This window comes from Ruegeria sp. BC5, from assembly GCF_056539205.1.
In genome coordinates, this window is sequence record NZ_JBQFUN010000001.1 from 596,707 (window position 1) to 615,934 (window position 19,228).

Annotated in this window: 21 protein-coding genes and 1 tRNA gene; 15 read left to right on the forward strand and 7 right to left on the reverse strand. The window is 55.8% G+C overall.

What is annotated here, in order from left to right:
* Positions 1–30 precede the first annotated feature (30 nt).
* The 3 genes from ACR0LY_RS03020 to ACR0LY_RS03030 are packed head-to-tail and all read right to left on the reverse strand — an operon-like array spanning position 31 to position 2,083.
* On the reverse strand, positions 31–1,188 hold the full coding sequence (locus tag ACR0LY_RS03020) for an HD domain-containing protein (protein ID WP_170348756.1): 1,158 nt from the start codon (positions 1,186–1,188) through the stop codon (positions 31–33).
* A complete protein-coding gene (locus tag ACR0LY_RS03025; RefSeq protein ID WP_170348755.1) occupies positions 1,185–1,430 on the reverse strand; it encodes a hypothetical protein in 246 nt (81 codons plus the stop codon). The genes ACR0LY_RS03020 and ACR0LY_RS03025 overlap by 4 nt, the downstream gene beginning before the upstream one ends.
* A complete protein-coding gene (locus ACR0LY_RS03030) occupies positions 1,430–2,083 on the reverse strand; it encodes an alpha/beta hydrolase (RefSeq protein WP_170348754.1) in 654 nt (217 codons plus the stop codon). The genes ACR0LY_RS03025 and ACR0LY_RS03030 overlap by 1 nt, the downstream gene beginning before the upstream one ends.
* A gap of 177 nt (positions 2,084–2,260) precedes the next feature.
* Here ACR0LY_RS03030 and iscR point away from each other — a divergent pair, with 177 nt between their 5' ends.
* The 10 genes from iscR (at position 2,261) to ACR0LY_RS03080 (ending at position 10,780) form a co-directional block, all read left to right on the forward strand.
* Positions 2,261–2,719, forward strand: coding sequence for a Fe-S cluster assembly transcriptional regulator IscR (gene iscR / locus ACR0LY_RS03035; protein WP_170348753.1), 459 nt, complete (start codon positions 2,261–2,263; stop codon positions 2,717–2,719).
* A gap of 60 nt (positions 2,720–2,779) precedes the next feature.
* Positions 2,780–3,823, forward strand: coding sequence for a cysteine desulfurase family protein (locus tag ACR0LY_RS03040; RefSeq protein WP_170348752.1), 1,044 nt, complete (start codon positions 2,780–2,782; stop codon positions 3,821–3,823).
* 18 nt (positions 3,824–3,841) lie between these two features.
* On the forward strand, positions 3,842–5,362 hold the full coding sequence (gene sufB, locus ACR0LY_RS03045) for a Fe-S cluster assembly protein SufB (RefSeq protein ID WP_170348751.1): 1,521 nt from the start codon (positions 3,842–3,844) through the stop codon (positions 5,360–5,362).
* A gap of 39 nt (positions 5,363–5,401) precedes the next feature.
* Positions 5,402–6,277, forward strand: a complete 876-nt coding sequence (locus ACR0LY_RS03050) for an FkbM family methyltransferase (RefSeq protein WP_170348750.1) — start codon at positions 5,402–5,404, stop codon at positions 6,275–6,277.
* A gap of 39 nt (positions 6,278–6,316) precedes the next feature.
* On the forward strand, positions 6,317–7,072 hold the full coding sequence (gene sufC, locus ACR0LY_RS03055) for a Fe-S cluster assembly ATPase SufC (protein WP_170348749.1): 756 nt from the start codon (positions 6,317–6,319) through the stop codon (positions 7,070–7,072).
* Positions 7,072–8,355 (forward strand): Fe-S cluster assembly protein SufD, encoded by a 1,284-nt coding sequence (gene sufD, locus ACR0LY_RS03060; RefSeq protein WP_170348748.1) that lies wholly within the window; start codon positions 7,072–7,074, stop codon positions 8,353–8,355. Before sufC ends, sufD begins: the two co-directional genes overlap by 1 nt.
* The gene (locus ACR0LY_RS03065; RefSeq protein WP_170348747.1) at positions 8,355–8,840 is read left to right on the forward strand and encodes a YIP1 family protein; all 486 of its coding nucleotides are present in this window, start codon (positions 8,355–8,357) and stop codon (positions 8,838–8,840) included. Before sufD ends, ACR0LY_RS03065 begins: the two co-directional genes overlap by 1 nt.
* Complete coding sequence (locus ACR0LY_RS03070) at positions 8,837–9,403, forward strand: YIP1 family protein (protein WP_170348746.1); 567 nt, start codon at positions 8,837–8,839, stop codon at positions 9,401–9,403. The genes ACR0LY_RS03065 and ACR0LY_RS03070 overlap by 4 nt, the downstream gene beginning before the upstream one ends.
* Before the next feature lie 13 nt (positions 9,404–9,416).
* The gene (locus ACR0LY_RS03075) at positions 9,417–10,637 is read left to right on the forward strand and encodes a cysteine desulfurase (protein ID WP_170348745.1); all 1,221 of its coding nucleotides are present in this window, start codon (positions 9,417–9,419) and stop codon (positions 10,635–10,637) included.
* A 66-nt stretch (positions 10,638–10,703) separates the two neighbouring features.
* Positions 10,704–10,780 (forward strand) — tRNA-Arg (locus ACR0LY_RS03080).
* A 227-nt stretch (positions 10,781–11,007) separates the two neighbouring features.
* On the opposite strand, the gene mepK is transcribed toward ACR0LY_RS03080, so the two are convergent.
* Together mepK and ACR0LY_RS03090 are read right to left on the reverse strand one after the other, a co-directional pair.
* Positions 11,008–11,577, reverse strand: a complete 570-nt coding sequence (gene mepK, locus ACR0LY_RS03085) for a peptidoglycan L,D-endopeptidase MepK (RefSeq protein WP_170348744.1) — start codon at positions 11,575–11,577, stop codon at positions 11,008–11,010.
* Between the two features lie 132 nt (positions 11,578–11,709).
* A complete protein-coding gene (locus ACR0LY_RS03090) occupies positions 11,710–11,928 on the reverse strand; it encodes a hypothetical protein (protein ID WP_170348743.1) in 219 nt (72 codons plus the stop codon).
* 3 nt (positions 11,929–11,931) lie between these two features.
* On the opposite strand from ACR0LY_RS03090, the gene ACR0LY_RS03095 reads away from it, so the two are divergent.
* Genes ACR0LY_RS03095 through ACR0LY_RS03110 form a run of 4 tightly spaced genes read left to right on the forward strand, consistent with a single transcriptional unit; the run spans position 11,932 to position 16,171 of the window.
* The gene (locus tag ACR0LY_RS03095; protein ID WP_170348742.1) at positions 11,932–13,536 is read left to right on the forward strand and encodes a L,D-transpeptidase family protein; all 1,605 of its coding nucleotides are present in this window, start codon (positions 11,932–11,934) and stop codon (positions 13,534–13,536) included.
* Between the two features lie 35 nt (positions 13,537–13,571).
* Positions 13,572–14,663, forward strand: a complete 1,092-nt coding sequence (gene lpxD, locus ACR0LY_RS03100) for a UDP-3-O-(3-hydroxymyristoyl)glucosamine N-acyltransferase (RefSeq protein WP_170348741.1) — start codon at positions 13,572–13,574, stop codon at positions 14,661–14,663.
* A 32-nt stretch (positions 14,664–14,695) separates the two neighbouring features.
* Complete coding sequence (locus ACR0LY_RS03105; protein WP_170348740.1) at positions 14,696–14,953, forward strand: acyl carrier protein; 258 nt, start codon at positions 14,696–14,698, stop codon at positions 14,951–14,953.
* Between the two features lie 9 nt (positions 14,954–14,962).
* Positions 14,963–16,171 carry a beta-ketoacyl-[acyl-carrier-protein] synthase family protein gene (locus ACR0LY_RS03110; protein WP_170348739.1) on the forward strand — a complete coding sequence of 403 codons (1,209 nt, stop codon included), beginning with the start codon at positions 14,963–14,965 and terminating at the stop codon, positions 16,169–16,171.
* 67 nt (positions 16,172–16,238) lie between these two features.
* Here ACR0LY_RS03110 and ACR0LY_RS03115 read toward each other — a convergent pair whose 3' ends face one another.
* Positions 16,239–16,835, reverse strand: coding sequence for an invasion associated locus B family protein (locus ACR0LY_RS03115; RefSeq protein WP_170348738.1), 597 nt, complete (start codon positions 16,833–16,835; stop codon positions 16,239–16,241).
* A gap of 438 nt (positions 16,836–17,273) precedes the next feature.
* On the opposite strand from ACR0LY_RS03115, the gene ACR0LY_RS03120 reads away from it, so the two are divergent.
* Positions 17,274–18,815, forward strand: a complete 1,542-nt coding sequence (locus ACR0LY_RS03120; RefSeq protein WP_170348737.1) for a helicase HerA-like domain-containing protein — start codon at positions 17,274–17,276, stop codon at positions 18,813–18,815.
* Positions 18,816–18,860: 45 nt separating this feature from the next.
* Here ACR0LY_RS03120 and ACR0LY_RS03125 read toward each other — a convergent pair whose 3' ends face one another.
* The gene (locus tag ACR0LY_RS03125) at positions 18,861–19,112 is read right to left on the reverse strand and encodes a hypothetical protein (protein ID WP_170348736.1); all 252 of its coding nucleotides are present in this window, start codon (positions 19,110–19,112) and stop codon (positions 18,861–18,863) included.
* Between the last annotated feature and the right edge of the window lie 116 nt (positions 19,113–19,228).

Here is a 19,228-nt window from a genome sequence, read left to right on the forward strand (position 1 = left end):
AAGAGGCCTTTGCGCCTCTTTTTTCTTTTCCTACATGGTTGCCGTGGCAGCGAAATAGGCATCTAGCTGGGGTTGCAGCCACGCCCATAAGTCGGGTGCGCCGCGTTTGACCGGAGTGCCGACACGGGTTTCGATCTGCGCATAACTGACATCATAATCCACCCATGATCCGCCGCCCGTTGCCAGGTTTCCGACTGGTGCCTGAAAACGGTCGACTGCCTTGGCAAAGCGGGCATCGGGACTGTCGGCTGCTTCGAACTCATGCCACAGAGACAGAAAGGTCGCCTTTTGATTATCCGGTAGCATCCCGAACAGGCGCTCTGCTGCGGCTTGTTCTTCGGCTTCTTGGGCCGCGTGGTCGACATGACCATGAATGGGGTAATCCCCGGCGTCGATCTCAACAACATCATGCAGCAGAAGCATTTGTAAAACGCGGTCAATGGACACATCGGGTGCTGCGTATTCGGACAGAATCCAAGCGTACAGCATGATGTGCCATGAATGCTCGGCCGAATTCTCGAACCGCTCACCGCTGAGCAGGCGCGAAGCCCGGTAGACGGATTTCAGTTGGTCGCTTTCGGCAAGAAATCCAAGGCGAGCTGAGAATGAAGTCTGTGCAGGGGTGTCTCCGTTCAGCAGGCATTGCGCTGCGGTATAGGCGTCTGGAAATTCGGTCTTCAGATAAGCGGCCCGCCCGCCGTTCAGATTGTCCTGAACAATAGCTTTGTGATCCGCCCTCGGGGCCGCGGCGCAGAGGACCTGAAACATCGGCTGGCAGCGATCAAGGGATTTCGCGAATCTGGCGTCTTGGGTCTGATCGGCCTCGAACTCTTGCCACAGGTTCAGACAAGCCTCGGCCTGCTCTTCGGGCAAAAGATCGAACAATTCTGACGCGGCGGCTTGCTCGGCCCGTTCGACCGCTTGCCAATCGGTTTGCAGATGGATCGGATGATCGCCGACAATGATTTCGACCAAATCATGCAGCAACAGCATGCGGATGACCCGATCAATGCTGACACCTTCATCAGCCAAGGGTTGCATAACCAGCGCCCAAAGCGCGAGTTGCCAGCTGTGTTCTGCCGCGTTTTCAGCGCGGGATTGATCCAGAAGAAAATTCGCGCGATCGACCGATTTCAGCCTGTCCACGCGTTTGAGAAATTCGATTTGCGCGGACAGTCTGTTTGTCATTGTTTTTCGATTGCTTTCAATTTGGAGCGGTGATCCGAGAGCCTCTGGATCACGAACTTGCGGGCTTTGCGCTCTGCCAACCGCACGCGAATTTCGGTCAGGAAGGCTTCTTCCAAAGTCTGCGAGGACGCACCCAGATGTTCGCCCACTTCGACAAAGAAACGGTCGTCGCCGGTTTCATCCATCACTTTCATTGTGTCCTCGGCCAGCTTGGCGGCCAGGGTGGTGATGGTGTCAGACATCAGCGTGTGTTCTCGGTCAGGCGGCGTTTCACATAGTCGCTGACATCGGTCATCAGAGTATCCATGTGACGATCCTGGAAGAAGTGATCGGCGCCATCAACCTCGTTATGGGTGATGGTGATTCCCTTTTGTTCGTGCAGCTTGTTCACCAGAGAGGTTGTGTCCGCAGGTGGTGCCACGCGGTCGGCTGATCCGTTGATGATCAGGCCCGAGGACGGGCAGGGTGCCAAGAACGAAAAGTCGTACATGTTTGCAGGGGGTGACACGCTGATAAAGCCGGTGATTTCCGGGCGCCGCATCAACAACTGCATGCCGATCCATGCACCAAACGAGAAACCCGCGACCCAGCAGTGTTTCGAGTTGTTGTTCATTGACTGCAGGTAATCCAGCGCCGAGGCTGCGTCGCTCAACTCACCAACACCCTGGTCGTATTCACCCTGGCTGCGACCCACGCCACGGAAATTGAACCGCAAAACGGTAAAGCCCATGTTGTAGAATGCGTAATGCAGGTTGTAGACCACCTTGTTGTTCATGGTCCCGCCAAATTGAGGATGCGGATGAAGCACGATGGCGATCGGTGCGTCTTTTTCCTTTTGCGGGTGGTAGCGGCCTTCCAGGCGGCCTTCGGGTCCGGGAAAAATCACCTCGGGCATGTGTGCTTTGGTCCTGTCTTTTTCTTCTTGGTGCCGGGATATACTTGACGGTTATCGTCAGGCACCTTAGAACGGTTCTAATAATTTTGCATTGCGCAATGCGCTGCCCGTCGGAGATACGCACTGGCAGCGGCGGCGTCAATGTTTTCGCGCGGTATCGACCAAAAGGGGACGAGAATGAAGCTTTCGACCAAGGGTCGCTACGCGATGGTAGCTATGGCCGATATCGCCCTGCAACCGACAGATACGCTTGTAACGCTGAGTGAGATTTCTGAGCGGCAGGACATCTCACTGCCTTATCTTGAGCAATTGTTCGTGAAACTACGCCGAGCCGATCTGGTCTCATCGGTTCGCGGACCGGGTGGCGGGTATCGGTTGTCGCGGTCGCCTTCGGAAATTCGCGTGGTCGAGATTCTGTCGGCGGTCGACGAAACAGTGGATGCGCTGCAAAAAGGCGCAGGGGCATCGGGTGCGTCATCAGGAAGCCGGGCGCAATCACTAAGCAACCGCTTGTGGGAAGGGCTAAGCGCCCATGTTTATGTTTTTCTGCATCAAACCCGACTGTCGGACGTAATCAGGAACGATTTGGCCCCGTGTCCCGCGGTTCCGAGCCTGTTTGCAGTGGTGGACGAGTGAGATTATGCACTTGGTCTATGAAAACGCGATACCACTTCGCATTCGTGAAAAGGTGACTCCATGAGTCGTGTTTACCTGGATCATAATGCCACGACTCCTTTGCGCCCCGAGGCCAGAGAGGCGATGATCGCGGCGATGGAGGTTTGCGGCAACCCGTCTTCGGTGCATGCCGAGGGACGTGCCGCCAAGGCCTTGATCGAGAAGGCGCGGGCGCAAATCGCGGCGGCCTTTGGTGCGGATGGGGCGGATATCGTATTCACGTCGGGTTCCACCGAGGGGGCGGCGCTGACCTTACGCGGGCGTGGCCTGCATGGATCTGCTGTTGAGCATGACGCGGTAAGATCCTGGATTACAGAAGACTTGCCAGCGGACGCCTCGGGCCGCGTTCAAGTCTCCGATCCTGCTCAATCGACCTTGCAGCTGGCGAATTCGGAAACCGGTATCGTGCAGGCTTTGCCTGCGGGGCTTGCTGTAACCGATGCGACGCAAGCTTTTGGAAAACTACCGGTGGCCTTCAACTGGCTGGGTGCTCAAATGGCGCTGATCTCAGCGCATAAATTGGGTGGCCCCAAGGGTGTTGGTGCTGTTGTGATGAAACGCGGCACGGATTTGCCTGCCCAAATTCAAGGCGGTGGTCAGGAAATGGGGCGCCGGTCGGGTACCGAAAATGTCATTGGAATCGCGGGCTTCGGGGCCGCAGCAGAAGCCGCTGCACGGGATCTTGCCAATGGGGTTTGGGACCAGGTCAAAGAAATTAGAAATATTCTAGAAAATGCCCTTGAGGCCGGTTCTAAATTGACTATTTTTGTCGGGAAGGATCAGGATCGCCTGCCTAACACATTGTGTTTTGCCACTCCGGGATGGAAAGGCGAAACGCAGGTCATGCAAATGGACCTGGCGGGGTTTGCCATCAGCGCGGGTTCTGCCTGTTCCAGTGGCAAGGTGCGCGCCAGCGCGGTCCTCACGGCAATGGGGTATGATGAGGTCACGGCAGCCAGCGCAATACGCGTTTCGCTGGGACCTTTTACGACGAAAGAAGATGTGCTGCGTTTCGCCGAAACGTGGCTGGAAAAAGAGAAAAAGCATCGCGCGCGTGCCGCGTGACTTGACGGAGTGAAGGAAATGGCCGCTTTGGACCAGACCCAGGTAAAAGAAGGTGTCGATCAGGAAACCGTGGACGCGGTGCGCGAGGCTGGCACTTATAAATACGGCTGGGATACCGATATCGAAATGGAGTACGCGCCCAAAGGTGTGAACCCGGATATCGTTCGACTGATCTCTGACAAAAACGAAGAGCCCGAATGGATGACCGAATGGCGTCTGTCGGCCTTTGAACGCTGGACCAAGATGGAAGAGCCGACCTGGGCGATGGTACATTACCCGCCGATCGACTTTCAGGACCAGTATTACTATGCCCGTCCCAAGTCGATGGAAGAAAAGCCAAAATCGCTGGACGAGGTCGACCCCAAACTGCTGGCCACCTATGAAAAGCTGGGCATTCCGCTGAAAGAACAGATGATTTTGGCCGGCGTCGAAGGCGCCGAGAATGCGCCCGCCGAAGGCCGTAAGGTCGCTGTGGACGCGGTATTTGACTCGGTCTCTGTTGGTACAACCTTCAAGGATGAGCTTGCCAAGGCTGGTGTGATCTTCTGCTCGATCTCTGAGGCGATCAAGGAACACCCTGAACTGGTTAAGAAATACTTGGGCACTGTGGTTCCGGTATCCGACAACTTCTATGCCACGCTGAACTCGGCCGTATTCTCGGACGGATCGTTCGTTTACATCCCACCGGGTGTTCGCTGCCCGATGGAGCTGAGCACCTATTTCCGCATCAACGCCGAAAACACTGGTCAGTTCGAACGCACGCTGATCATCGCCGATAAGGGATCATATGTGTCCTATCTGGAAGGCTGCACCGCGCCGCAACGTGACACCGCGCAGTTGCATGCCGCTGTGGTTGAGATCATCGTCGAAGAAGATGCTGAAGTTAAATACTCGACCGTTCAAAACTGGTTCCCCGGTGATGAAAACGGCAAGGGCGGTATCTATAACTTTGTGACCAAGCGGGCGGATTGCCGGGGCGACCGGTCCAAGGTGATGTGGACGCAGGTCGAAACCGGCTCGGCCGTGACCTGGAAATACCCGTCCTGCATCCTGCGTGGCAATGAAAGCCAGGGTGAGTTCTATTCGATCGCGATTGCCAACAATTATCAGCAGGCCGACACCGGCACCAAGATGATTCACCTGGGTAAGAACACAAAGTCGCGCATCGTGTCCAAGGGCATCAGCGCGGGCAAGGCGCAGAACACCTATCGCGGGCTGGTTTCGATGCACCCAAAGGCGAAGGACAGCCGGAACTATACGCAGTGTGACAGCCTGCTTATCGGTGACAAATGCGGCGCACATACGGTTCCGTATATCGAGGTCAAGAACAACTCGAGCCGTGTGGAACACGAAGCGACGACATCCAAAGTGGACGACGATCAGCTGTTCTACTGCCGCCAGCGCGGTATGGACGAGGAAGAAGCCGTGGCCTTGGTCGTCAACGGGTTCTGCAAGGACGTGCTGCAGGCATTGCCGATGGAGTTTGCCATGGAAGCGCAGCAGCTTGTTGCAATCTCGCTGGAAGGCTCGGTTGGGTAGAAGGATTCTGGAAAAGGCTTCCTCTGGGACGACTGTGAAATGCCAAAATTTTTTGACATCAACAGGTTGCACCACCTGATCGATCTTCTCGGTCCGGCAAGATTAACGCGCGTCGTGGATATCGGAGCCAATCCACTAGATGAATCACCGTACTACAAACTCAGGGATGCGAAGCTGTGTGAAGTGTGGGGTTTTGAACCTCAACCAGAGGCATATGCCCAATTGGTTGAGTCAGCAGGATCGCAGGAACACTATCTACCGTATGCTGTGGGGTGCGGAGGTGAACAAACGCTCAACGTCTACAGGAGCAGTGGTTTTACGTCTTTTTACGAGCCAAATCCGGATTGGTTGGCAACTCTAGGGAAGTGGGACAAACAACTCACGCTTAAAGAAAAGTTGGATGTTGTCGGACATCGTCTGGACGATATTGAAGGCTTGCCCGAGTTTGATTTGCTCAAAATCGACGTTCAGGGTGCCGAGACCCAGATTTTTGAAGAAGGTGGCAAAAAGCTGAGCGAGGCATGCGCGGTTATTTCTGAAGTGGCTGCGATTCCCATCTACCAGGACCAACCACTGTTGAATGCTCAGATGACTGTTTTGGAAAGATACGGATACTCTCTTCACAAGTTTCTCTTCTTCAAACCGAGAGCGTTGCATGGAAGCAAGTTGTCCAAACGCCTGCGCCCAAGGTTTCACGCCAACCAGTTGACCGATGGGGACGCAGTGTTTCTGCGAAACTTGTTGAACTTGGATAAAGTGGAAAGCGAAAAACTAAAGCACCTCGCCATTCTGGCCGACTCGGTATTCGAAAGCTTCGATGTCGCGGCTCTTTCTCTGACAGAACTATTGAAACGTGGAGAAATTTCTGAGGAATCCGCGAATAGTTATGTTGACCAATTGCACAAAACAACCTGAAACGATACGCGCTCCCTGACTGGGGCAGAAAGAGAAAACATGCTGGAAATCAAAAACCTGCACGTACAGCTTGAAGACGAAGATAAGCAAATCCTCAAGGGTGTGGACCTGACGGTCGAGCCTGGCAAGGTACACGCGATCATGGGACCGAATGGCTCGGGCAAATCGACGCTCAGCTATGTGCTTTCGGGACGTGACGGCTATGAGGTCACCGAAGGTACGGCGACGTTGGAAGGCGAAGACCTGCTGGACATGGAGCCAGAAGAGCGTGCTGCCGCTGGCGTCTTTCTTGCGTTCCAGTATCCGGTCGAAATTCCCGGCGTTGGCAACATGACTTTCCTGCGCACGGCGGTAAACGCTCAGCGGAAAGCGCGCGGAGAAGAGGAGCTGTCAGCGGCAGACTTCCTGAAAGAAGTGCGCGCCAAGGCCAAGACGCTGAAAATCGACGCCGATATGCTCAAGCGTCCGGTCAATGTTGGTTTCTCGGGCGGTGAGAAAAAGCGCAACGAGATCCTGCAGATGGCTATGCTGGAACCCAAGATGTGCATCATGGACGAAACCGACTCGGGTCTCGACGTGGATGCGATGAAGCTGGTGTCCGAAGGCGTGAACGCGCTGCGCAACGAAGGTCGCAGCTTTTTGGTCATCACCCACTATCAGCGGCTGCTGGATCACATCAAACCGGACGTCGTACACATCATGGCTGACGGTCGTATCGTGAAGACCGGCGGACCCGAGCTGGCGTTGGAAGTTGAACATAACGGCTATGCCGACATTCTGGCCGAGGTGAACTGATGGCTTTGCCACAAGAGAAACTGACCGCAACCGAGGAGCGGCTGGCATCCCTGGCCATGCCCGAGATGTGCGGATGCACCCGTGCCGCACGCGAGGATGCGCTTGCGCGTGTGCAAGAGATGGGCCTGCCTGGCCGTCGCGATGAGTACTGGAAGTACACACGTCCTGATACGCTGATCTCGGCTCAAGCACCGCGCGCCGAGGTTTTCGATGCGGGCGAGCCCATGATTTTCGAAGACATGGACAATCTGAAAATTGTCTTCGTCGACGGAGTATTCAGCCCCGAGGAATCCGATGATCTGACACTTGAGGGGGTGATGATCGACCGGATCGAGGATATCTGCGGCAAGGATATTCACTGGGCCAAAGAGCTGTATGGCGCGTTAGAGAGCCGTGGCCAGACCCCAGTGCCGCGTCCGCTGGCTGCGCTGAACACAGCCTTTGCCAAAGATGGTGTTGCCATCCATGTGACAGGCAAACCGTCCAAGCCGATCTGCCTGATGTATCGTCACGCCTCGGAAACATCGGACGCGATGCTGCATCACGTGATCCGTGTCGAACCAGATGCCGAAGTCACCGTGCTTGAGGTTGGTCCGGCCGCGTCGCGCTTTAACAAGGTGATGGAGATCGACATCGCCGACAATGGGACGCTGCATCATGTGCGCGCGCAAGGTCGCGATCATGAACGTCGGGCAATGACTCATATGTTCGCCCGTCTGGGAACGGAATCGACCTATAAGTCATTTACCCTGACCGCAAACGGCGTTCTGACCCGCAATGAGCAGGTCGTGGAACTGACCGGAGATGATGCGGTTGCCCATGTGGCAGGTGCATGTGTCGGAGACGGTGATTTTCACCATGACGACACAGTGTTTATCACCCATGACGCGGTGAACTGCGAAAGCCGCCAGGTGTTCAAGAAGGTTCTGCGCAACGGTGCGACCGGCGTCTTCCAGGGTAAGATCCTCGTGAAAGAAGGCGCGCAGAAGACAGATGGCTATCAGATCAGCCAGTCGCTTCTGTTGGACGACGACAGCCAGTTCCTCGCCAAGCCCGAGCTTGAGATCTATGCCGATGATGTGGCCTGTTCACACGGCTCGACCTCGGGCGCGATTGACGAGACGGCTCTGTTCTACCTGCGATCACGCGGCGTTCCGGTCAAAGACGCAACCAACATGCTGACACTGGCCTTTCTGGCCGAAGCGGTGGACGAGATCGAAGACAGCGAAGTTGCTGAAAAGATCGTGAACCGTTTGGAAGATTGGCTGGCGCGCCGCAGCTGATGCCAGTCACATCGGATATCGTGGCCACGTACCGGGGGCCGGGGCGCGTCGTGCGTCGGCTTCTGGATTTGGGGCAGCGGGAAGACAGGGCCTTGGTCTTTGTCATGGGGTTTTGCGTGGTGGCTTTCATCGCACAGCTTCCCGGCCTCGCGCGGCGGGCGCATTTGGAAGGGCTTGAGCTGAACGCGCTGATGGCCGCGGCTTTGCTAGGCACTGTTTTCATACTGCCGTTGCTGTTTTACCTTCTGGCGTTCGTATCTTACGGGGCCGCTCGTTTGGTTGGCGGTCGCGGCACGGCTTACGGTGCTCGTCTGGCTTTGTTTTGGGCTTTACTGTCGTCGACACCATTGGTGTTGTTGAACGGTCTGGTGGCGGGTCTCATCGGGCCAGGACCTGCGTTAACCCTGGTAGGGGCAGCCTGGTTTGGCGTGTTTATCTGGTTCTGGCTGGCGGGCCTGAGACAAACACAAAGGCAGGCGGAATGAATTTCTCGACCCTAGGTAACATTGCAGTCCTGACGCTGGTCAACCCGGCTGAAGCGGCCCGGCACCTATTATCCTTTCGCGTCGGGCGCGAAGTTCTGTGGCTGGCCTTCTGTCTGGCCGTCGTTTTGAATGGGCTGGTGCAGTTTGGGATCGAACATCTTGTTCCTTCGCCGGAAGGCCTGAATGTTCCTGCACCCGAACCGATTTTCATGAGCCTTATCCGCTCGGCCGCCCTAATGATGTTCAGCATTACGGCGTTCCTGTTCGTCGGGCGTTTGCTGGGCGGGCGCGCGTCATTCGACGAGATCATGACGCTGACGGTCTGGTTGCAGTTCCTGCAAAGCGCGGCGATGTTCGTAACGCTTGTGCTGGCCATTTTCGTTCCGGTTTTGATGGTGCTGTTTTTGTTCGCCACAGCGCTGGTGAGCCTTTACGTCACGCTGCATTTCCTCAATGAAGCGCATAAGTTCGGAACGCTTTGGAAATCCTTTGGGGTCATAGTGTTGTCTGCGTTGATCGCAGCCCCCTTTGTCCTCGCTTTAACACCCAGCGGCCCGGTATAGGGATATGAAGACCATGTATGACGTAGAAAAAATCCGCGCGGACTTTCCGATTCTGTCGCGTGAGATAAACGGCAAACCGCTGACTTATCTGGACAATGGTGCCTCTGCGCAGAAACCTCAGATGGTGATCGACGCGGTGACCCGCGCCTATGCCGAGGAATACGCGAATGTGCATCGTGGCCTGCATTACCTGTCCAACCTCGCGACCGAAAAGTACGAGTCCGTCCGCGGCACCATCGCCCGTTTCCTTGGGGCGGCGGATGAGAATGAGATCGTCCTGAACTCGGGCACGACCGAGGGGATCAACCTTGTGGCCTATGGCTGGGCGATGCCGCGCCTTCAGGCCGGGGATGAGATTGTCCTTAGCGTCATGGAGCATCACGCCAACATCGTTCCCTGGCATTTCCTGCGCGAACGGCAGGGGGTTGTCCTAAAGTGGGTCGATATCGATGCGGATGGCGGGCTGGACCCGCAGGCCGTGATCGATGCAATCGGTCCCAAGACCAAGCTGGTCGCGGTCACGCAATGCTCGAACGTGCTGGGAACGGTGGTGGATGTTAAGGCCATTACCGAAGGTGCGCATGCCAAAGGCGTTCCGGTGCTGGTCGACGGCAGCCAGGGTGCCGTGCATATGCCGGTCAATGTGTCGGATATCGGCTGCGACTTTTATGCAATCACCGGGCACAAGCTGTATGGCCCGTCCGGTTCGGGCGCGATCTATATTAAATCCGAACGCATGGCCGAGATGCGCCCCTTCATCGGTGGCGGCGACATGATCAAAGAGGTCAGCAAAGATCAGGTGATCTACAACGACCCCCCAATGAAGTTTGAGGCCGGAACACCCGGTATCGTGCAATCGATTGGTTTGGGCGTGGCGCTTGACTATATGATGGACCTTGGGATGGAGAACATCGCCGCCCACGAAGGCGCGCTTCGCGACTATGCGATGCAGCGGTTGACCGGTTTGAACTGGCTGCAGGTACAAGGCACACGTCCCGATAAGGCCGCTATTTTCAGCTTTACGCTGGATGGGGCAGGGCATGCGCATGACGTGTCGACGATCCTCGACAAAAAAGGGGTTGCCGTGCGGGCCGGTCATCATTGCGCTGGTCCACTGATGGATTTCTTCGGCGTGACCGCCACCTGCCGCGCCAGCTTTGGTTTGTACAACACCAAGGATGAGGTCGACACGCTGGTCGATGCCCTTGAACTGGCGCATGATTTGTTTGCCTAAAAGCTGGTCGATCCGGGTGGATTTTCAGTTGCACCCGGATCGGAACAAGGATAGCTAACGGCCAAGGCACCTGTAGCTCAGCTGGATAGAGCGCTGCCCTCCGAAGGCAGAGGCCAGAGGTTCGAATCCTCTCAGGTGCGCCATACCACCTCGCATTAGCAGTTATTCTGAGTGTCTTATATTGGAGACTGCGTCCCTTAATTTGACGCTATGATGACTGGTTCTGATACAGTCCGGTAAGCGACAATATCTGGTCGATGGAACGCAGTTCATCGAGGTTGAACTGTTCTTTTCATAAGGAGTAATTCTAGGTTACTTAAAAACAAAGAGCGCCCAGAGGCGCTCGTTGTTTTTTAAGATTTTGGAAGTGTTAACCGCCCCAGCTACGGACCTCACCGCAGTCCATATGGACGAAATTCGAGCGGGAGTACTTGCCCACTCCACCAGCGCGGCAGGACATTGCAGCCTTGGCCATTTGCGACACTGAACGCGACGACAGGCGCAGGTCAGCCGCTTGGCCTTTCATGTGCAATGAGTTCTTGGCAACCCGACGAGAACGAGACCGAAGCATCGCGTTGGTTTGCGGAGAACGATAGCCGGACAGCAGCATATAGGGCTCATTTACGTCCAGAAGGTTATGCGATGCAGCCATGATGTCGATCGTGCGCAGATCCATGTCTTTGCTTTGATCAGTCCGCCAGTCACGCATGAAGTGGTTCACTTCTTTGACAGCGTCCTTGATGTATTTTCCATCGACCCAATATATCATATCAATCCGTTCGCCGGTGCGACCGGAATACATACGAATACGTCGGATATCGCCGCCGCCTCGAAGGAAACCTGCTGCATTGGAATAGGTCGGTGCGGCCACAACTGCCGTAGCTGCAAATGCGCCCAGAAGGGCACGCCGGGTCAAGCCCGATGTACTGCTCATCGTCATTTCAGTTTCGTCCCGTACTGTTCCTGCCTGCACACGATGTTACGCGCGCGATATTAATTTTTTCCCATCCCAGATGCGGGATTTATGACACAGTCGGTTTTGTCCGCCAAGAAGTCTTTCGGATTCATCAATTCAAGGGGGAAATTTCGGCAGTTTTTTGCGCAGGTGATGCGAATATGTATAATATTGAGACATTTGGCGGCGCATTTCCGCCGGGCGATGCAAAGACGCATCACGCACCGAAAGATGCGCCAGGTTGATACGTTTGTGAATAGACAACGCGCCCAAGGCGTAACCATATTTGATCCGCGCGCATTTCTGCTGCGTAAAATAATGAATAATCAAGGCCATCCAATGTTCTCAGGTATTCGGACCCGTTCTGGTATTATTTTCACCGCATGTTTTCTGGCTTCGGCGTCCGTAGTGAATGCAGACACCCGGCCAGCGACGGCGTTTCAGATGGCTGTTGCCGAATTTGCGCCCTCGGGGTCAGGAATCGCCGAGTTTTACCGCGAGAATGGTTTTGCCCCGGTTTGGGTTGGCGAAACGCCGCTGCATTCGGCGCGCCGCGCACGGCTGATCCAGGCCTTGTCATCGACCGATATGCATGGATTGCCGCAGGGTTCGGACAGCGTCCAGTCCCTTGTGGAACAGATGCAAGAGGCCCGTACGACGCGCGATCTGGGCGCTGTTGAAGTCAGTCTGACCCGCGCTTTCGCTGAATACGCGCGCAATCTCCAGTCGGGCGCGCTGCGCCCATCCCAGATTGATGATGGGTTAGTGCGCAAGGTTCAAAGGGCTTCGACAAAGGAGCACTTGCAGGGGTTGATCGCAGGGGAAAATGGCTCGTATTTCGATCAATTGGCCCCGCAAACAACCCAGTACCGGGCCTTGATGAAGCAGAAGTTGGTGCTGCAGGACCTCATCCATCAAGGCGGTTGGGGCGCGACGGTTCCTGTTGCTAAGTTGGAATATGGCGACACCGGACCCAATGTAATAAAACTGCGCAATCGTTTGGTTTCCATGGGGTATTTGCGTCCTACCGCCAGCCCGGAGTTTGATGCGGCTTTGTTGGGTGCCGTTCAGGCGTTCCAGACAGATCATGGTCTTGCGCCGGACGGTGTGGCCGGTCAGGGCACGATTTCTGAGTTGAACCGCAGTGCCTCCGACCGTCTAAAGGCTGTCTATGTCGCATTGGAGCGCGAGCGCTGGTTGCCGCGCGAACGGGGTGAGCGGCACATTTTGGTAAATCAGGCTGATTTCTCGGCCAAGATCGTCGATGACGGGTTGGTCACGTTCGAAACGCGCGCGGTGATCGGCAAGAACACACATGACCGACGCAGCCCCGAGTTCTCGGACAAGATGGAGCATATGGTCATCAACCCCAGTTGGTATGTGCCGCGCTCGATCATCACCAAGGAATACCTGCCCCAACTGCAATCAAATCCCAACGCCGTTGGCCATATCCAGATCACCGACCGCAGCGGTCGGCAGGTCAATCGCGGCGCGGTGGATTTCACTCAGTTCAACGCGCGGAACTTTCCGTTTGCGATGCGCCAACCGCCCAGCAAAAGCAATGCGCTGGGGCTGGTGAAGTTCATGTTCCCCAACAAGTACAACATCTATCTGCATGATACGCCTCAGAAAAGTCTGTTCGCGCGTGAGGTGCGGGCGTTCTCGCACGGGTGTATCCGCCTGGCAGATCCGTTTGATTTCGCCTATGCGTTGTTGGCCAAGCAGGAAGAAAACCCAAAGGCGTTTTTTCAGCGTGTTCTGGCCACGGGTAAGGAAACCACGGTGCAATTGGAACAGCATGTTCCGGTTCACCTGATCTACCGCACGGCTTATGTCGGCCCCAAGGGTGAGGTTCAGTATCGCCGGGATGTCTATGAGCGTGATCGGAAAATCTGGGAGGCCTTGCAGAAAGCAGGGGTGGCCCTGCCGGACGTTCAGGGGTAATCAGCGGGGCAGATCCTTAAACCGGGAAGCCCGATATGCACTATACCATCCAGCAAATCGCCGACGCTCTTGGGGCAGACTGCCAGGGCGATACTGGCCTGATCGTTGAACGCGCGGCTGAGCCGGGTGATGCAGCGGCGACTGATCTGGCGATGGCGATGTCTCCGAAATATGCCGAGGCGCTGAGCGGCAGCTCGGCACGGACAGCCGTGTTGTGGGAAGGTGCGGATTGGCAAGCGCTAGGGTTGGAGGCGGCCATCTTTGTGCCCCGTCCGCGTATGGCGATGGCCGGGATCACCACAATGTTGGATCGCGGGCAGGGCGTAGCGCCGGGTATTCACCCTTCGGCCGTGATCGACCCGACCGCGGAAATCCCCAAAGACGCAGCCATCGGCCCCTTGGCCGTCATCGGTGCGCGGGTTCGTATTGGCAAAGGCGCAGTTATCGGCCCGCATTGCGTGATTGGCATGGATACGGTTCTGGGCGAAAACGCCATGTTGCGTGAGATGGTTAGCATCGGGTCCAGGGCGCAGATCGGTGATCGTTTCATTGCCCAACCCGGCGCACGGATCGGGAGCGACGGGTTCAGCTTTGTTACCCCCGAGGTTTCGGATGTTGAGAATGTCCGCAAAACAATGGGCGACAAAGGTGATGCGCGGGCGCAAAGCTGGCTTCGCATTCACTCGCTGGGTGCAGTTGAGATCGGGGATGACGTTGAGGTCGGCGCCAATTGTACCGTCGACAACGGAACGATCCGGAATACCTGCATCGGAAACGGGTCCAAGTTGGACAATCTTGTGCATGTGGGGCACAACACACGGGTTGGGCAGGATTGTCTAATTTGTGGTCAGGCTGGCGTTTCCGGCTCGGTCGAGATTGGCAATAACGTGGTACTGGGTGGCCAGACCGGCGTGGTCGACAACATCTTTATCGGTGACGGCGTGATAGCGGCGGGCGGCACTAAAATCCTGTCCAACGTTCCTTCGGGTCGGGTACTAATGGGATATCCGGCCATCAAAATGGAAACCCATACCGACATCTACAAAGCACAACGTCGTTTGCCCCGCATGGCACGTGACGTCGAGGCGTTGAAAAAGGCTGTTTTCAAACAGCCCCCGAGTGATTAAATCATCCGCAACGGGAAAATCAGAGGACCGACATGAGCATCACCGACCGCGTCATCGCAATCATTGCTGAGCAGGCCGTGCTGGAGCCTTCGGACGTCACGCCCGAAAGTACACTTGAAGATCTGGGTATCGACAGCCTGGGTCTGGTCGAGAGCATTTTCGCCATCGAAGAAGAGTTCGATATCTCGGTCCCGTTCAACGCGAATGAACCACAAGCCAGCGATTTCGATATCTCAAATGTGGCAGCGATCATTGCCGGGATCGAAAAGCTTGTGTCCGAAAAGGTCTGACCTGAAATTATGAAACGCGTTGTTATTTCCGGGGCCGGGACGATTAATTCGCTGGGTCACTCTGTCCCTGATACGCTTGAAGCTATGCGCGAAGGGCGTTGTGGCATCTCACAACTTGAATTCCGCGATGTTGAGCGGCTTTCCATCAAAATCGGCGGCCAAGTGCGCGGGTTCGAGGCCGAAGGGCGGTTTAATCGCCAGCAGATGAGCCTTTACGATCGCTTTACGCAATTCACGCTGACCGCCGCGAAAGAGGCGATTGACCAATCCGGGATCGAGTTTCACGGAGATCTTGCTGCTCGGTCCGGTGTGGTTCTTGGCACCGCCGGTGGCGGCGTGTCCACTTGGGACGATAATTACCGTTCTGTCTACGAGGACGGTAAAAACCGTGTGCATCCATTTGTGGTGCCCAAACTGATGAACAACGCGGCGGCCAGCCATGTGTCTATGGAACATAACCTGAAGGGGCCAAGTTTTACGGTTTCAACCGCTTGCGCCTCATCCAATCACGCGATGGCATTGGCGTTTCAGATGGTCCGCAGCGGCGCAGCACCTGCAATGATCACGGGTGGATCAGAATCCATGTTGTGTTTCGGCGGCGTCAAAGCCTGGGAAGGCCTGCGCGTGATGTCCAAGGACGCTTGCCGCCCGTTCAGCGCCAACCGAAATGGAATGGTGCAGGGCGAAGGGGCCGGGGCTTTTGTCTTTGAAGAATACGAACATGCGCGCGCACGAGGGGCAGATATTCTGTGTGAGGTTGTCGGCTTTGCCATGTCCTCGGATGCGTCTGACATCGTAATGCCCAGCAAACAGGGCGCGGCACGGGCCATGGCCGGTGCGCTGACCGATGCGCGCCTGAATGCGGATCAGGTCGGATACATCAATGCGCATGGGACGGGCACAGCGGCGAATGACAAGACCGAATGCGCGGCGGTGGCCGGTGTGTTCGGGCCGCATGCAGATGACCTGATGATTTCGTCGACGAAATCCATGCACGGGCATTTGATTGGGGGTACTGGCGCGGTCGAGTTGCTGGCATGTATCATGGCGTTGCGCGACGGGGTGATCGCCCCAACCATCGGTTATGAAGATCCAGATCCCGAATGTGCATTGGACGTGGTGCCAAATGAGGCGCGAGACGCGAAGGTGGATGTTGCGCTTAGCAATGCGTTTGCCTTTGGCGGGTTGAACGCGGTTTTGGCTCTGAAACGGGTCTGAAGCTTAGGAAGCAAAACGACAAAACGCCGCCCGAAGGACTGGGCGGCGTTTTCTGTTTTACTAGTCATTAGTTTTTGATGACTTCCAGCTGGTCAAACCCGGCAGTGAACCCTGCTAGAGATATTTCCAATTGCAGTGCCTGCGAAGGTGCCAGAACAGAAACCATCGACAAGGTACCTTTGGTCCCACTCTTCAAAGCTTCGACGTCTTGCTGGGTAAAGCCCACTTGCGCAAGGCACCCAATGGGGTTGCAGTGGTGATAGTTGTATCGTTTGCCCGGCGCTCCGTCGATCGACAAGGATATCTGAGCTTGCAAAAGCACTTCGAGGGGCACAACGATGATCGCAGCAGCTACGGCCGGAGCTTCTTCGGGCAGCTTTTCAATCGTAATTTCGGCAATGGGCTGGTCTTGCTGACCGGTCAGAATCTGTCGCATGACACAAGGTTCGCTGTCAGTTCCTGTATTGATGCACATGACTGCCCAGTCGCCGGTCTCTTCCTTAAGGTACTGCTCGCCAATACGCGGGCCGGATTCCCCAAGATCCAGGTCAGCACCGGTTTGGGTTTGCGGAGCCTCGGCATCCTGCGTTGCTTCTTGTGCATAAGCGGCACCACACCAAAGCGCAGCGGCCACAAGGCTGAGAGATAGAGTGTTCTTGATCATGAATGCCTCGGCAATGTGATTGAGCTTTTTGACCCGTCTATCATCCTTGGATCATGGTGTCAGGCATTAAGCTGCACAAATGGGTGACCGTAGTCAGCTTTTTGCCGCTTTCCAGTGCTTGAAACCTGGATGAAACAAAAAAGAAAGGGAACCGGTGGAGCGGCTCCCTTTCATAAATTTTTCTCCCCGTCGGACTGGCCGACTTAGTTATGCGCAGACGTTACGAAAGGCGGTCGCATGCGTCAACTGAAAACCTGAAATTTTAATGGAAGAACCAGCATTGCTTTAAAAAAACCGCGCCCGAAGGCGCGGTCAGTCGACAGGGAGGAAGTTTGCCGCACCCGACCTCTGACAGCGAGGGCAGCAAAATGACTATCGCAGTCAAAGGTTAACTTTGTATGCTGGGTCCAGATCGGTGGAAATTAAGGCCTTACCTACATGGACAAAAACATTTTTCTGGGCGGCGCGGGTGAAGATTACAGCCAGCCTCAAAACCTGACCCTCAAATATGCCAACCGGCACGGGTTGATCGCAGGGGCGACGGGCACAGGCAAAACGGTGACGTTGCAAATCCTGGCCGAGGGGTTCTCGGCTGCGGGCGTCCCAGTGTTTCTATCCGATGTCAAAGGCGACTTGTCCGGGTTGGCAATGGCGGGCAGTGAAAGTCACAAGTTGCACCAGGCGTTTCAGGATCGCGCGGCGCGCATCGGCTTTCAGGATTATACCTATGCCGCATGCCCGGTAACATTTTGGGATCTGTTCGGCGAACAAGGCCATCCTGTTCGAACGACCGTTACAGAAATGGGGCCATTGCTGTTGTCTAGGCTCATGGACCTGAGCGAGGCGCAGGAAGGTATTTTGAACATTGCTTTTCGAGTGGCGGATGAAGAAGGGATGCCGCTGCTGGATCTCAAGGATCTGCAAGCCCTGCTGGTCTGGATCGGTGAGAACCGCACACAGTTATCCCTGCGCTATGGTAATGTCTCGACTGCTTCGATTGGAGCAATCCAGCGGCGGTTGTTGGTGTTGGAAAACCAGGGCGGAACCAATTTGTTCGGTGAACCCGCGCTGGAATTGGCCGATCTGATGCGTACTGATGCAAACGGGCAGGGGATGGTGAACATCCTGGCCTCGGATAAGCTAATGGGGTCGCCGCGTCTCTATGCGACTTTCCTGTTGTGGCTGTTGAGTGAGCTGTTCGAGGAATTGCCCGAGGTCGGCGACCCCGACAAACCCAAGTTGGTGTTCTTCTTTGATGAGGCCCATTTGTTGTTCGAAGATGCGCCCAAGGTTTTGGTAGACAAAGTAGAGCAGGTCGCACGGCTGATCCGTTCCAAGGGTGTCGGCGTCTATTTCATTTCTCAAAACCCGGCGGATATTCCCGAAGATATTCTGGGGCAACTCGGCAACCGGGTGCAGCACGCGCTGCGTGCCTTTACCGCGCGGGATCGCAAGAACCTGCGTTTGGCGGCCGAAACCTATCGCGAAAACCCGGCCTTTGACACCGAAACCGCAATCCGAGAGGTTGGCGTGGGTGAGGCAGTCACGTCGATGCTGCAAAAGAAGGGCGTGCCAGGTATTGTTGAGCGGACGCTGATCCGTCCACCGGGAACACAACTTGGGCCAATCACCGCGTCCGAGCGTCAGGCGATCATGACAGCGTCACCGATGCAGGCCAAGTATGGTACATTGAAGGATCGGAAATCGGCCTTTGAAATTCTGCAGGCACGCGCCGATCAGGCCGCGCAGGCTGCTGCAAAAGCAGAAGAACAAGAAGAGACACAATCTGTTGCTGAACGCGAGTTCGCCACGGCCAGGCGCTATTCCGGTGGCCGGGTCGGGCGATCTTCCTCTCGCGTTAAACGGCAGAAAGATACCTTTGCTACAGCAATGAGCGAGGCCGTCATCAAAGAGCTAAAAGGTACAACCGGGCGCCGCATTGTTCGTGGAATTCTGGGCGGGTTGTTCCGCGCTAGGTAAGCCCAAGGCGCCGCACAGCGGTTTCGTTGCGCGGCGCTATTTAGGTTACTTCAGACGACGCTGACCTTCCTGCCGGCAGTAGCCGTCAGCCTCGGCCACAGACATCTTGGTCGCGGGGTAGTCGATGGCACGATCCCAGATGACGCGATCCGGGCGGTACAACTGGCACGTCACCACACCCTTTGAGGTCTGGACCTGAACTGGATCGGTTTCCAGATCTTCGGGTGACGGGATACATGCGGCCAGGCTGGCAACAACTGTCAGCATTAGGATTTTTGGGATAAACGAAGTTTTCATGTGTCGTCTTCTTACTCTCGAGAGGTGACCTGTAGTATCAGCGTCAACTGATTAATTAACCGTGAAGGCGATCTGGCGCAGGTCCGGAAACTGCCCAACGATAATTCGGTCTATTA